Origin of the sequence: Winogradskyella aurantiaca, from assembly GCF_003362725.1 — a bacterium.
GTDB lineage: Bacteria > Bacteroidota > Bacteroidia > Flavobacteriales > Flavobacteriaceae > Winogradskyella_A > Winogradskyella_A aurantiaca.
This window is the reverse complement of sequence record NZ_QKTV01000001.1, coordinates 298,478-313,403: the sequence shown is the minus strand read 5'-3', so window position 1 is coordinate 313,403 and position 14,926 is coordinate 298,478. Positions and strand designations below refer to the sequence as shown.

The window sequence follows — 14,926 nt, the reverse complement described above, 5'->3', positions numbered from 1 at the left end:
GAAACTTAAATGATCCCAATTTTTTATGTAAAATTAACATAATTTTTTAAATGATTCGCAAATATTCTGGTTATTAACTGATAAATTATTAACATACTTTTCGTTTCCTGAGGATTTATATTTTTTAAAATAATGACTAATTCAAAATTATTAGAGGTTAAGAATTTGAGTATCAATACCATACAAAAGGATCGTAAATGTTTGCTTTCAGATATTTCATTTACTGTTAGCAAAAATGAGATTGTAGGTGTGGTTGGTGAAAGTGGTTCTGGCAAATCTTTAACCGCATTGTCCATTATGGGATTGCTTGCACCTGGACAACTAGCGATTTCAGGGGGGGCTATTAGTTTTGAAAATAGGCAATTGACATCGTTGTCAATTAAAGAACTAATGTCTATTCGAGGTAATAACATAGGTATGATCTTCCAAGAACCTATGAGTGCCTTAAACCCGTCCATGCGGTGCGGGGCACAAGTAGAAGAAATTTTAAAAACTCATACAGATTTATCAACAAGTCAATTAAAGTTAGAGGTGCTATCCTTATTTGATAGAACCAAATTGCCAAATCCCGATCGTATCTATGAAGCATATCCTCACGAGATATCGGGCGGACAGAAACAACGGGTGATGATTGCCATGGCCATTGCTTGTTCTCCAAAACTCTTAATTGCGGATGAACCGACAACTGCTCTGGATGTCACCGTACAGAAAGAAATAATTGAGTTATTAAAGGAATTACAAAGAGATACCCAAATGAGTATTCTGTTTATTTCGCATGATTTAGCCCTGGTATCTGAATTTGCGGACCGAGTGCTGGTCATGTACAAAGGAGAAATAATTGAATCTGGAACCAGTCTAGAAATTTTTACCAACCCTAAGCATCCCTATACTAGAGCATTAATTATGGCAAGGCCAAAAACAGGTGAACGACTTAAACGACTGCCTACTGTCACAAGCATATTAAACGAAAGTTATACTTCACAAGAAGTTACCCTTAAAGAACGTCAAAACCAACACAAGACTATTTATGAAAACCCTCCAATTTTGGAGGTTAGAGATGTCTCCAAATACTATTATTCAACACTCGGGTTGTTTTCGAAACCAAGTATTTTCAAAGCGGTTGATCAGGTTAGTTTTAAAGTCTATCCCGGTGAAACTCTTGGGTTGGTTGGAGAATCTGGTTGTGGTAAGTCTACTTTAAGCAACGCCATCATGCTTCTAGACAAACCTTCTAATGGAGCCGTTTATTTTAATGGAACCGATATCACTAAATTATCTAAATCTGAAATTAGGGCCCTACGCAAAGACATTCAAATCATATTTCAAGATCCTTTTGCATCCTTAAATCCAAGACTAAACGTTGAAAAGACCATCACAGAACCCATGCTGGTTCATGGTATTGGAACCAATACAACTGATCGAATCTCCAGCGCTATCGAAATTCTGGAGCGAGTGGGGCTTTCGAGAACAGACTTAAAAAAATATCCCCATGAGTTTTCAGGTGGTCAACGACAACGTATTGGAATTGCACGTGCAATTGCCCTAAAGCCAAAACTGATTATTTGTGATGAATCCGTTTCTGCTCTTGATATTTCAGTGCAAGCTCAAGTGCTTAATTTGCTTAATGAACTAAAAGAAGAATTCAATTTCACCTATATTTTTATTTCGCACGACCTTAACGTAGTGAACTATATGTCGGACCAGCTTTTAGTTATGAAATCTGGAGAAATCGAAGAATCCGGTGAAGCAGACAGTATTTATAGAAACCCTAAAAAAGATTATACCAAAAAATTAATTCATGCTATTCCCAAAGGATTATAGCATGAATAATTTCTTAGTTAAAGTAAAAACGCCAGAAATAAATTGAGACGTATGTCTTAATTTCTCATTCAAACGTTTTTCAAAAGTAGGTTCTGGTAGATTTGAATTCGTTTTCATAAGTGGTCGTTCATGGTAGATTTGGTACAAATTTTAAGTTAAGTTCATGATAAATTTGGTCGATTATCTGAACAAATTTGGGATTGCTAATATGAAGATAAAATTCAATTAATCAGTTAATATGCATTATTTATCGATGAAATGCATATTATTTTAACTTTTATTCTGATTTTTCTTACTTTGTGAAGTCTGTTGGTCGAAGTATTTTTTAAAGTGTCATTTCAGGAATGTCTCCTTCAACAATCAAATGTCCCGCTGTGGCCTTTTTAATCATCTCAACACTAACTCCAGGTGCCCGTTCTAGTAGTTTAAACCCCTGATCTGTCACCTCTATAACAGCTAGGTTTGTGACAATCTTTTTAACGCAGCTGACCCCTGTCAATGGTAAGGAACAATTAGGCAATAATTTAGATTCCCCTGCTCTGTTCGTATGCATCATGGCTACTATTATATTTTCTGCACTAGCCACTAAATCCATTGCACCTCCCATACCTTTTACCATCTTTCCTGGGATCTTCCAGTTAGCAATATCCCCATTCTCGGCAACTTCCATAGCTCCAAGAATGGTAAGATCTACATGCTGACCACGTATCATTGAAAAACTAGTGGCTGAATCAAAAAAAGACGCTCCGGGTAAGGTTGTTATCGTTTGTTTTCCTGCGTTAATCACATCAGGATCTTCTTCACCCTCATAAGGGAAGGGTCCCATCCCTAAAACCCCATTCTCACTTTGAAACTCAACTTCAATATCTTCTCTTACATAGTTGGCAACCAAGGTGGGTATACCAATTCCCAAATTGACATAATAGCCATCCTGAACCTCTTGGGCTATCCGCTTTGCAATTCCATTCTTATCTAACATAAACTTGAGTACTTTAATTAATCTCTAGAGCGAACTGTACGCTGTTCGATTCGTTTTTCATAATGTGCACCTTTAAAAATTCGTTGCACAAAAATCCCAGGAATGTGAATCTGATTAGGATCTAAAGCTCCAACGGGATGTAGTTCTTCAACCTCAGCTACCGTTATTTTTGCCGCACCACACATGTTAGCGTTAAAATTTCTGGCTGAACCCTTAAAGATTAGGTTACCCGCTTCATCACCTTTCCATGCCTTTACAAAGGCAAAATCTGCCTTAAACGCATATTCCATTAAATGCATCTTTCCATTAAAATCTCTGCTTTCTTTACCTTTTGCCACCTCGGTCCCATAACCAGCTGGTGTAAAAAAAGCAGGAATACCAGCCTGAGCAGCACGGCAGCGCTCTGCTAAGGTCCCCTGTGGAATTAGATCCACTTCCAATTCTCCACTTAGCATTTGACGTTCAAACTCATCGTTCTCCCCTACATATGAGGAAATCATCTTCTTAATTTGTTTTTGTTGAAGAAGTAGCCCAAGTCCAAAATCGTCAACGCCTGCATTGTTAGAAATACAGGTTAATCCAGAAATACCAAGATTAACCAGTTCAGCAATCGCGTTTTCAGCAATACCACTTAATCCAAAGCCACCAAACATAAAAGTCATGTTATCATCAACCCCTTGTAGTGCTTGGGATACAGTGGCTACTTTTTTACTTATCATTTCGGGTGATTTTAATCTCCGAAAATTACGAAATCAAGAGCGTTTTTTCTACAAATGAAGTAATAAATACAAGGCTACATATTAGAAGAAATCGATGTCGTCTTCCTGCTCCTCTTTAGGTTTCTCATCCTCTAAAAGTTCCTCGTCAACAAGGTCACAATCAACCTTTATAGATAATTCTAAAGGTGCTTCAAAGGCTTCTTTTGAAATATTAAGTTCTTCGTCTTCATAACAGGCTTTCATATACAAGGCCCAAATTGGCAATGCCATAGAAGCCCCCTGACCATACGTAATCGACTTAAAATGAACAGACCGATCCTCAGCACCAACCCAAACACCTGTAACAAGATTTGGCACCATTCCCATAAACCAACCATCACTATGGTTTTGAGTGGTTCCGGTTTTACCGGCTATGGGATTATCAAACTCATAGGGATATCCCGTAATAATTTCTTTATAAACAGCTTGTTCCCCAGCACTCTTATGACGTAAACGAACACCCGATCCTGACTGTGTAACTCCTTCCATTAACTTTACCGTGACATAGGCCGCCTCTTCACTTAACACATCACGATTCTCGGGTTGTACCTGATATAAAATTGTTCCATTCTTATCCTCGATACGCATCACCATCACAGGTTTTGTGTAAATCCCTTTATTGGCAAAAGTAGAATAGGCTGCTACCATTTCATAAACACTCAAATCTGGAGTCCCTAACGCAATTGCTGGCACTGGTAAAATGTCCTGTTCAACACCAAGTCTTTTAGCCATATTAACAACAGGCTGCGGGCCAATCATATTCATAATCCTGGCTGTTATAGTATTGGTTGAATTGGCAAGGGCATCCTTTAATGTTTGAAAACCATCGTAATTGCCATTGGAATTTTTGGTGGTCCATGGTTCCGGATTCCCGTACTTATACGCCTCTATAGTTATTGGAGTTTTTGGGAGTGAGTCGCATGGAGATAGCTGCAGCTGATCAATGGCGGTAGCGTAAACGAAGGGTTTAAATGTAGAACCAACTTGACGCTTACCTTGTTTTACCATATCGTATTGAAAGTGCTTATAATTCATTCCTCCGACCCAGGCTTTTACATGACCGGATTGTGGATCCATTGACATAAGACCGGGACGTAAAAACTTCTTATAATAACGCATGGAATCCATTGGAGTCATGACCGTATCTATTTCGTGGACCATTCCATCCTTCCACGAAAATATGCGCATCTCTGTAGGCTCGGTAAACGATTTTTCAATTTCTTCATCACTTTTTCCAAGGTCGTATTTCATATGACGACGTCTCTCAGACCTACGCATTCCCAAGCGCATTACTTGATCAATTTCCTCTCGTTCCAACTCACTAAAAGGGGTTGTAGGGTTTCGTAGGGTGGTGTTCTGATGATCAAACTCGGCCTGAAGTCTCGGCATGTGCTGTGCCACTGCTTCTTCGGCATAGGCCTGCATTCTGGAATCTATGGTTGTGTATATTTTAAGACCATCATTATACAAGCTGTATTTACCTCCATCTGGTTTGGGGTTTTCTGCTATCCATTCTTTCATAAACCTGTCCAGATAAGCTCTAAAGTAAGTGGCCAATCCCGTTTTATGAGATTCAGGATTGTAGTTAATATCTAAATCTGTAGTCTTAAGAGAATCTTTAAGTTGTTCGGTTATAAACTCGTACTTAGACATTTGTGATAACACAACATTTCGTCTGTCAAGTGTCATTTCCGGGCGTCTTCTAGGGTTAAAAAGAGACGAATTCTTGAACATCCCTACCAACATTGCCGACTCTTTAATATCAAGATCCTGAGGCTCTTTTCCAAAGTAAATGCGAGCTGCTGACCGAATACCATCTGCATTATTACCAAAATCATAAATATTGAAATACATGGCAATAATCTCCTCTTTAGTATACTGACGTTCTAGACGTATGGCAATCACCCATTCTTTAACCTTCTGAAAGGCCCTTTCAAACTTATTTCTTGATACTTGTTTTGTGAAGAGTTGTTTCGCCAATTGTTGCGAAATAGTACTAGCTCCACCTCCACTTCCTGCTTTCATTATAGCCCGAAGCGTTCCCCTGGCATCAATTCCCGAATGCTCATAATACCTAACATCTTCAGTTGCAATTAAGGCATCCACTAAATGTTGCGGGAGATCTTCATAAGGAACAGGAGTGCGATTATCATTGAAATAAAACTTGGCTAAGGTCTTACCATCGGAAGAAATAACTTCGGAAGCCAAATTGGTTTGAGGATTTTCTAATACTGTGTAATCTGGCATTTCACCTAGAAACCCCCATGAGGCTAGCATAAAAATCAAGAATACCCCTAGGATACCCGAAGCAAATACAATCCAAAACAATCGAACGTATTTGATGAAATTTTGTGTGTTCTCCTGAGCCTTCTTCTTTGTCATATTAGTCCTTCTGTTCAATTCTAAATCCTACATCTGTAACGCCTTCCAGAAACAAATCCCCATCAACAGATCCGTTTTTTCTCATGGCGTGTTGAATTCCGAGCGTATAGTCTCCGGACTCTTCAAACACAAACGATTCCATATGTCCTTTGTACCACAATTTATTTTCTTTAATATCGGAGAACCCTGACCCCAATAATTCGCCATTTGGTGCCGCCATACGATATTCTAATGTATCTCTTATGGTTTTCCCGTGTGGGAATGTCAAGGTGGTGATTAGGTAAAGATTATTGTAAGGGTACTCATGCGTATTCCTTAAATTGACAAATAGGTTATAGGAATTAAGTGTGTCCGGGGCTTGAAACTGAAATTGAATAATCGAATCTTTATGCCAACGTTTATCCGTGGATTGATAAGCATCAAAAACCTGTTTATTGTCGCAAGAAAAACAAACTACTAGCAGTGTTACAAGGAGCACTGCATTACTTATTCTTGGCATTGTTTCTAGGATTGCGATTCTTCTTTCGTTTATTGTTTTTACGTTTACGGCGTTGTTTTGGATTATCAAACCTAGTAAGGCTATCCTGACCAACAACGTTTTCAAAGACCACTTTAGTATCTGGAAGTGCTTCAGACACGAACATTTCAAGGCTTTGAACTGGTTTTCCTTTTTTGTTCACAGCGATGATTTCTTTAACCTTATCTGTAGACAATTCAAACCAATTCATCCATTCGCCTTCATAGGCATACCACATGAGTCCTTTGAAAATATCGGTCTTCTGACAAACGGCCAGACCTTTTTCGGTTTTTAACTTTAAATCGGTCTTAGGAAACTCATTTAAGGCATCTAAGTAGGTGTCTAATTCGTAATTCAAACAACACTTTAACTTCCCGCATTGCCCTGCCAATTTAAGTGGATTTAAGGATAATTGCTGGTAGCGTGCCGCCGATGTACTGACGCTTCTAAAATCTGTTAGCCAAGTAGAACAACATAATTCTCGGCCACAGGATCCAATACCACCAAGACGGGCTGCTTCTTGTCTAAAGCCTATTTGACGCATTTCTATACGTGTCCTAAACTCTCTTGCAAACACTTTAATCAGCTCCCTAAAATCAACACGCTCTTCAGCTGTATAAAAAAAGGTAGCCTTAGAACCATCCCCCTGATATTCTATATCCGAGATCTTCATTTTAAGATTTAGATCAATGGCGAACTGTCGCGCCTTGACCTTCATATCCTCTTCCTTGTCGCGACACTTTACCCAGACATCAATATCTTTTTGTGACGCTTTGCGGTAAATTTTCATGATATCCTCATCATCCAGAGAAACTTTTTTACGTTTCATCTGAACTCTTACTAATTCTCCAGTAAGGGTTACCATGCCTATGTCGTGACCATTTTTAGCCTGGGTCGCCACAACATCTCCAATAGAGAGGGATAGGTTTTCGGAATTTATATAGTACTGCTTTCTGCCATTTTTAAATCGGACCTCCACTCCCTTAAAAGCTTCTTGTCCGCCCGGAAGCGACATGTTTGATAACCAATCAAAAACGGTGAGTTTATTACAGCTATCGGTACCACAGGTACCATTATTTTTGCATCCTTTAGGCTGGCCATCTTTAGCAGTTGAACAACTGGTACAAGCCATATATCTTCAAAATTTTCAGAGTTCATCTCTGAAATTCAATATTACATTCAATTAAAAAGTAAAGATAAAACTATTTAGGAATAAACAGTGTAGAATTGAGAAGCTACTAATCCGTGCTCGAGTTTTCATCTACCGCAGGCATTTTTTCTTCGATATTTCTTAGGTTTTTTGAAACTTTGAGATGATCAGCCCTTCCTTTTTTAAAGATATCATTACTATTCCCCTGACCCTTTCGTAACGCCTTTTGCTCTTCATAAGGGAGTCTGTTAATATCCATGCAAGTTGTGGAACAACAATTTTCCATTTCGGCCTTACACTCGTCACATTGAATGAATAACAAATGGCAAGCCTCATTAGCGCAGTTGGTATGTGTGTCACAAGGCTTACCACACTGGTGGCACTGTGCAATTATATCATCTGAAATACGCTCGGATCGCCTTTCATCAAACACAAAGTTTTTCCCAATGAATTTATTTTCAAGACCTTGTTCCTCAATCTGTCTTACGTAGTTGATGATACCACCTTCCAACTGAAATACCTTTTTAAAGCCCTGATGTTTGTAATAAGCACTCGCCTTCTCACAACGGATTCCTCCGGTACAATACATAACGATGTTCTTGTCCTCTTTATGAGGTTCTAGATCTTCTGCAATTAAATCCAGTGACTCTCTAAAAGTATCCACATCCGGAGTCATAGCATTCTTAAATTGACCTATTTCACTTTCGTAATGGTTGCGCATATCCACCAAAATGGTATTCTCATCCTCGATGAGGTCATTGAAACGCTCAGCATTAACATGGACCCCTTTATTGGTAACATCAAAGGTCTCATCATTTAAGCCATCGGCCAGAATCTTATGACGTACCTTAATCTTAAGTTTTAAGAAGGAATAGTTGTCTTGCTCAAGGGCAATATTTAATCTCACATTTTCAAGAAAGGTAATGCTATCGAGATGTGCTTTGAAGGCATTAAAGTTGTCAGCCGGTAGCGATAACTGAGCGTTAATTCCTTCGTTTGCCACATAAATTCTCCCCAAAACATGTAGTTCGTCCCAGGCCAGAAATAAGTGGTTTCTAAAAATCTGTGGATTGCCAATTTTGGCATAAGTATAGAAAGAGATAGTAAGACGGTCTTTACCTGCCTTAGTAATAAGTTCTTCTCTTTCTTTAGCGCTTAGTGAATTGTACAGTTGCATGCTATACTAATTATTAAGGTTAAAGAATGTCCTTTAAATTATGGGCACAAAGGTATCATATTTAAGCGGTTAGAAAGGATTGTGCAATAAAAAAAGCACCTCAAAATAAAATTAAGGTGCTTTTTTGTAGCCTAACTCGTTAAATATTTGTGCTAAAATCTAAATACGCTCACTAGCTACTATGGGCTTATCAATAGATCTCTTTTTCACTATTGGACCACCGAATGTGCACGATTTCTGATGTTTTTAAACCATTTAAACATCCTACGAAATCAAAATTTATTCATTGCTTTTTTTATTAGATGTGAAAACTCCAAAATGGTTGCGTCTGGAATTAAAAAAAGTAAAATAAATGGTATTTTTGATGTTCTACTAATTCAGAAAAGACAGATTAATGAGCAGCGAAAAAGATGCCAAATTAAAGGCGCTAAAACTTACACTTGACAAACTAGATAAGGCTTACGGTAAAGGAACCGTTATGAAAATGAGTGATCAATCCGTTATTGATGTAGACACTATTTCGTCCGGATCCTTAGGATTGGATATTGCCCTTGGAGTGGGCGGCTATCCAAGAGGTCGTGTTATTGAAATTTACGGTCCTGAATCTTCAGGAAAGACGACATTGACCTTGCATGCTATAGCCGAAGCGCAAAAAAGTGGTGGTATAGCCGCCTTTATAGATGCAGAACATGCTTTCGACAGGTTTTATGCCGAAAAATTAGGAGTTGATCTGGACAACTTAATTATCTCTCAGCCAGATAACGGAGAACAAGCATTAGAAATTGCCGATAATCTTGTACGCTCTGGAGCCATTGACATCATCGTTGTTGATTCTGTTGCTGCTCTAACTCCAAAAAGTGAGATAGAAGGAGAAATGGGAGATTCTAAAATGGGCCTTCATGCCCGTTTGATGTCACAAGCCTTGAGAAAACTTACGGGCTCTATTAGCAAGACTAATTGCACCATGATCTTTATTAATCAGCTACGCGAAAAGATTGGTGTTATGTTCGGGAATCCAGAGACCACAACCGGTGGTAATGCCTTAAAATTCTATGCTTCTGTAAGGATTGATATCAGACGTTCGACTCAGATTAAAGATACAGATAGCAATGTAACCGGAAATAAAACCCGTGTTAAGATTGTTAAGAATAAGGTGGCACCTCCATTTAGAACTGCAGAATTTGACATTATGTATGGAGAAGGGATATCTAAAGTTGGTGAGATATTGGACATCGCTGTAGCGCATGACATCATTAAAAAGAGTGGTTCATGGTTTAGCTATGATGATACCAAGTTAGGCCAGGGGCGTGACGCCGTAAAGGGATTAATAAAAGATAACCCGGAACTGATGGAGGAACTTGAAGAAAAAGTGAGGACCGCAGTTTCATCATAATATTAAAAAAATCCTGATAATTCAGGATTTTTTGCTTTTAAGACGCAACCATTTTAGAATTTATACATCTACTAAATGCTAATTGGGAATCTATGAGAAGATTGGTATTTCTGATAGTGATATCAGTTTTCATTTCTGCTTGCAGTAATGACATTGATAGTACCCCAGACTTCTATCTTGAAGTGTTGCCTGTTAAGGAAGTGGTTTTGCCTACTGAATTTTCAAAAGGGCAATCTTATGAAATTGAAGTAACGTATATCGCACCAAATAGCTGCTATACGTTCAGTGATTTCTCATTTCAAGGTAACAATCAAGAACGAACCGTAGGCGTTGTAAATTCAGTTGATTTAACTGATAATTGCAATGATGTTCCTGAAGAAGTTAGAGTTAGTTTTGATTTTACTGTTGATGGAACAGGATCATTTGTGTTTAAATTCTATCAAGGTCTGGGTTACACCGGAAACAATGAATTTTACACCGTAGAGGTTCCAATAATAGAATAAATCAACTAATCCCAATAGTAATGTGAGTTTAAAACAGCTCATAGAAAATTGTAAAAGAAATGATACCAAAGCACAGGGTCAGCTCTATCAGCTATACGCAAGTAAGCTGTTTACACTCTGTCTTAAGTATTCAAAAAATTATGCGGACGCAGAAGATAATTTGCAAGATGCGTTTATAACTATTTTCAAGAAAATAGATCAGTATAATTTTAAAGGTTCTTTTGAAGGTTGGATGAAGCGTATAGCAGTTAATACTGCTTTACAACGTTATCGCGGGACAGCGGTGTTTGACATTGTAAAAGAGGAAAATATTTCTTCTGTCAGTGTTGAAATTGAAGATGAATCGCTCTTTAATGTGGATTTTCTTTTGCAGTTAATCCAGGAACTCCCCGATAGATACAGACTCGTATTTAATTTATACGCTTTAGATGGGTACACCCACAAAGAGATCGCCGGTCTTTTAGAGATCAGTGAAGGAACCTCAAAATCTAATTTGGCAAGAGCCAGGTTGATTTTAAAACAAAAGATTGAAAACTATAAAGCATCAAGGAATTCACATTCCTTATAGCAATGAGTGAAAAGAAGGACATAGATAGACTGTTTCAGGAAAAGTTCAAAGATTTTGAACAAAGTCCTAGTCCGGAAATGTGGAATAGGATTGAACAAGAACTGAATAAGGATAAAAAGAAGAGACGCGTTATTCCTATTTGGTGGCGCGTTGGTGGTGTTGCTGCCATGCTCTTATTATTTTTAACCGCAGGTATAAATTGGTTGACATCCTCTGAAACTTCCAATACTAGCACCCCAGTAATAGTAGATACTGAAAATTCTGCGATCCCAAAAGAAGACAGTGAATCCCCAGATTCTACTTTCGATATAAATACGGATGCCACAACCCCAAAGGTTGCTGTTGAGGAAACCAATACAGGTCAACCCAACGGACCTGAAGCTTCCAATTCTGGCTTAGAGGCCTCATCTGAAAATGAGAAAGTGACCAACATTGAAAAAGGATCGTCAAAATCTATTACCAATGGGGAATCTAAAACAACTTTGGTGGCTTCTCAAGAATACAATACCCCAGATAACGGAAGTAGCTATAGTTCTGATTCCAAAGAGCCTAGTAACGCTGCTATCAAGACTGATGTATTGCAAAATGGCCTAGTAACATCTGACGAGGTTATTATTACAGCAGCAATAAAACCCGAAGAAGCACAGAAAGAAGATATAATTGAAAAAGAAGAATTAACCCAGAGTCAAACCATTGAAGAAGCGATTGCCGAAGCAGAAGCCTTAAAAGATGCTCCCGTGGCTAAAGAAGCCTTACCCCAGCGTTGGAGTGTTTCTCCTGTAGTGGCGCCCGTTTATTCAATGGCACTTGGCGAAGGATCTACAATTCACAGTCAATTCAATGAAAATTCTAAATCCAGCGATGTCACCGTTAGTTATGGAGTTGGAGCAAGTTATGCAGTTTCCAATCGATTAAAAGTTAGAGCCGGATTAAACAGAGTAGATTTTACCAATACCACTAATGAGGTTATGGCCTTCAATTCTGTTGTTAATTCATTAGAGCCTCCTTCTGAACTGGCATTAGCAACAGTAGTACTAAATTCAGATTCCAATGTCTACTTAATGAGTGCTAGCCCTTTATTAAAAGGGGCTTCTGCCAATAGCATGGCCAACATGGAAGAGGATCTAGGGCAATTAGTACTGGATTATGGTTATGTAGAACTTCCGGTAGCTCTTGAATACCGCGTTTTAGACAAAAAATTTGGTGTCAATTTAGTTGGTGGATTTAGTACCTTCTTTTTAAACAACAATCAGGTATCTACCATTTTTAGTGGCGAAAGAGAAGTCATTGGTCAATCCAGTAATTTAAATAGTACCAGTTACAGTGCCAATTTTGGAATTGGATTTGATTATGGAATTACAAAACAATTAAATGTGATGCTTGAACCGACGTTGAAGTATCAATTCAATACTTTCAATAGAACATTTGGAAATGTACAACCTATGTTTATTGGAGTATATACAGGATTAAATTTTAAGTTTTAGGTTTTTCGTTAGTTAGATTAGTTATTGCACACCACCTAAGCAATGATGAATGCAATGACTGTAGCAAGGTCCTCTCACAGAGGACCTTTTTTATTGTGCTGACGTCAATGATTCGAGGATCCTATTTCTCGATTTGTCCTTAAGCGCTTTAGTCATGGCTAACTCCATTCCAGAGGTTACAATTGGCTGCTGGATCTGTGCTCTCATCCTTCCTGGCCCTCCACTAAAAAAAGTATATGAGAAACGCTTTTTATTATCATAAAACACCAATGGAACTACTGGTATTTGATGATTAATTGCTAAGCGAAAGGCACCATCCTTAAAGTCATCTAATAGTATGGTCTCATCTGGCACCCCTCCTTCTGGGAAAATACAAATACTCAAGCCTCGATTGAGACGCTCTTGAGCACTGTGAAATACCGCCTGTCGGCTTTTTACGTCGGAACGGTCCACTAAAATGCAGGTCCGTTTATAGAAAAACCCAAAAAGTGGAATGGACGCTAATTCCTTCTTCCCCACAAAAACAAATGGATTTTTAACTGAAACCAGCATCATCATAATATCTGCCATGGACGTATGGTTGGCAATAAACATGTAACTTTTATGACTATCTAAAGTAGTTTCTGTTTTTATCCGATACCTAAAGCCCATCCCAATTAGTATGAACTTTGCCCAAAAACGAGCCAACTTAAAAAAGAAACCATACCATTCCTTTTTAGAAATAGATATCAACAGTAACGGAAATAACACAATAATTGGAATGGCCACTAATATGTAAAACCATACGCGGTACAAAATCCAAAACAGATACTTAAATATCATTCAAGACAAGCATTAAAGGTTTCAAAGATATAATTGTTTAATTTTAGGACACTACTAACTAAAATTATATTCATATGAGTTTATTGTATTCTATTATTATTGGTGCTATTGCCGGATGGTTAGCTGGAAAGATTATGAAAGGTGGAGGTTTTGGCCTATTATTAAACGTAATTCTTGGTATTGTTGGGGGGCTTGTAGGTAACTGGGTATTTGGCCTCCTTGGCATATCGGTATCCGACGGTATCATTGGAGATCTTCTAACTGGTGGAATTGGAGCAATTATTATTTTGTTTATAGCAGGATTATTTAAAAAGTAACTTTTTTGAGATGCAAAGGAAGCGGCGCCTTTGCCGCTTTTTTTATTGTAATCTTATCAATAAATTTGCCACTAAATTAAACTCAAATGGCGCGCATCTTAACGGGAATTCAAAGTACTGGAACCCCTCATTTAGGAAACATTTTAGGAGCAATATTACCAGCAATTAAGATGTCTCAAGAACCAGAAAATGATTCCTTTCTTTTTATTGCAGACTTGCATTCACTGACCCAAATTAAAGATGCGGAAACCCTTAGGAATAATACCTATTCCACAGCAGCGACTTGGCTTGCCTTTGGCCTTGATATTGAGAAAACGGTTTTTTATAGACAAAGCGATATTCCACAGGTGACAGAGTTAACCTGGTACCTAAGTTGTTTTTTTCCATACCAACGATTAACGCTTGCCCACAGCTTTAAAGATAAAGCCGATCGCCTTTCAGATGTCAATTCAGGATTGTTTACGTACCCCATGCTTATGGCCGCTGATATTCTACTCTACGATTCTGAGATAATACCTGTTGGAAAAGATCAGGAACAACACATCGAAATGACAAGAGATGTAGCTAGTAGATTTCATGCTAAAATGGGAGATACGTTTGTAATTCCGAGAGCAGATGTGCAAAAAGAAACCATGTTAATCCCTGGTACGGATGGTGAAAAAATGAGCAAGAGTAAGGGTAATATTATTAATATTTTTCTCCCCGAAAAACAGCTACGAAAACAAATCATGTCTATTAAGACAGATAGTACACCACTTGAAGATCCTAAAGATTGGAAAACTTGTAATTGTTTTGCACTATACCGCCTGCTCGCTCCAGAAGATGCTGTTGAAGAAATGAAAACTAACTACGAACAAGGTGGTTATGGTTATGGTCATGCCAAACAAGCACTTTTTGAACTAGTTCTTAGTGTTTTTGAAGAACCTCGTGCACTTTATTCCCATTACATGAACAACTTAGATGAAATTGATATGGCTTTATCAAAGGGAGCTGAAAAAGCATCAAAAGTCGCCAATTCAGTCTTATCAAGGGTGAGAGATAAAGTAGGTTATTAG

General features: G+C 38.1%; 14 protein-coding genes. 7 read left to right on the top strand and 7 right to left on the bottom strand.

Annotation, left to right across the window (positions count from 1 at the left end; genetic code table 11):
- Positions 1 to 132: 132 nt before the first annotated feature.
- The gene (locus tag DN064_RS01460; protein WP_115460831.1) at positions 133 to 1,821 is read left to right on the top strand and encodes an ABC transporter ATP-binding protein; all 1,689 of its coding nucleotides are present in this window, start codon (positions 133 to 135) and stop codon (positions 1,819 to 1,821) included.
- Between the two features lie 325 nt (positions 1,822 to 2,146).
- Here the strand turns inward: DN064_RS01460 and DN064_RS01455 are convergent, their stop codons facing one another.
- The 6 genes from DN064_RS01455 to trhO all read right to left on the bottom strand — a co-directional run bounded on the left by DN064_RS01455 (position 2,147) and on the right by trhO (position 8,784).
- Entirely contained in the window at positions 2,147 to 2,800 is a 654-nt protein-coding gene (locus DN064_RS01455) for a CoA transferase subunit B (protein ID WP_115460830.1), read from the bottom strand.
- A gap of 17 nt (positions 2,801 to 2,817) precedes the next feature.
- Positions 2,818 to 3,519, bottom strand: a complete 702-nt coding sequence (locus DN064_RS01450; protein ID WP_115460829.1) for a CoA transferase subunit A — start codon at positions 3,517 to 3,519, stop codon at positions 2,818 to 2,820.
- 81 nt (positions 3,520 to 3,600) lie between these two features.
- Positions 3,601 to 5,940, bottom strand: a complete 2,340-nt coding sequence (locus DN064_RS01445; RefSeq protein WP_115460828.1) for a penicillin-binding protein 1A — start codon at positions 5,938 to 5,940, stop codon at positions 3,601 to 3,603.
- Between the two features lies 1 nt (position 5,941).
- Positions 5,942 to 6,439, bottom strand: a complete 498-nt coding sequence (locus DN064_RS01440) for a gliding motility lipoprotein GldH (RefSeq protein WP_115460827.1) — start codon at positions 6,437 to 6,439, stop codon at positions 5,942 to 5,944.
- On the bottom strand, positions 6,423 to 7,589 hold the full coding sequence (locus DN064_RS01435; protein WP_115460826.1) for a PSP1 domain-containing protein: 1,167 nt from the start codon (positions 7,587 to 7,589) through the stop codon (positions 6,423 to 6,425). Before DN064_RS01435 ends, DN064_RS01440 begins: the two co-directional genes overlap by 17 nt.
- 106 nt (positions 7,590 to 7,695) lie before the next feature.
- On the bottom strand, positions 7,696 to 8,784 hold the full coding sequence (gene trhO, locus DN064_RS01430; protein ID WP_115460825.1) for an oxygen-dependent tRNA uridine(34) hydroxylase TrhO: 1,089 nt from the start codon (positions 8,782 to 8,784) through the stop codon (positions 7,696 to 7,698).
- Between the two features lie 394 nt (positions 8,785 to 9,178).
- Between trhO and recA the strand changes: the two genes are divergently transcribed.
- The 4 genes from recA to DN064_RS01410 all read left to right on the top strand — a co-directional run bounded on the left by recA (position 9,179) and on the right by DN064_RS01410 (position 12,732).
- Entirely contained in the window at positions 9,179 to 10,177 is a 999-nt protein-coding gene (recA, locus tag DN064_RS01425; RefSeq protein WP_115460824.1) for a recombinase RecA, read from the top strand.
- A gap of 92 nt (positions 10,178 to 10,269) precedes the next feature.
- A complete protein-coding gene (locus DN064_RS01420) occupies positions 10,270 to 10,680 on the top strand; it encodes a hypothetical protein (protein ID WP_115460823.1) in 411 nt (136 codons plus the stop codon).
- A 22-nt stretch (positions 10,681 to 10,702) separates the two neighbouring features.
- A complete protein-coding gene (locus DN064_RS01415; protein ID WP_115460822.1) occupies positions 10,703 to 11,248 on the top strand; it encodes an RNA polymerase sigma factor in 546 nt (181 codons plus the stop codon).
- A gap of 2 nt (positions 11,249 to 11,250) precedes the next feature.
- Positions 11,251 to 12,732, top strand: a complete 1,482-nt coding sequence (locus DN064_RS01410) for a hypothetical protein (protein WP_115460821.1) — start codon at positions 11,251 to 11,253, stop codon at positions 12,730 to 12,732.
- A gap of 90 nt (positions 12,733 to 12,822) precedes the next feature.
- Here the strand turns inward: DN064_RS01410 and DN064_RS01405 are convergent, their stop codons facing one another.
- Complete coding sequence (locus DN064_RS01405; protein WP_115460820.1) at positions 12,823 to 13,554, bottom strand: lysophospholipid acyltransferase family protein; 732 nt, start codon at positions 13,552 to 13,554, stop codon at positions 12,823 to 12,825.
- Between the two features lie 74 nt (positions 13,555 to 13,628).
- On the opposite strand from DN064_RS01405, the gene DN064_RS01400 reads away from it, so the two are divergent.
- Together DN064_RS01400 and trpS are read left to right on the top strand one after the other, a co-directional pair.
- A complete protein-coding gene (locus DN064_RS01400; RefSeq protein ID WP_115460819.1) occupies positions 13,629 to 13,871 on the top strand; it encodes a GlsB/YeaQ/YmgE family stress response membrane protein in 243 nt (80 codons plus the stop codon).
- Positions 13,872 to 13,957: 86 nt separating this feature from the next.
- The gene (trpS, locus tag DN064_RS01395) at positions 13,958 to 14,926 is read left to right on the top strand and encodes a tryptophan--tRNA ligase (RefSeq protein ID WP_115460818.1); all 969 of its coding nucleotides are present in this window, start codon (positions 13,958 to 13,960) and stop codon (positions 14,924 to 14,926) included.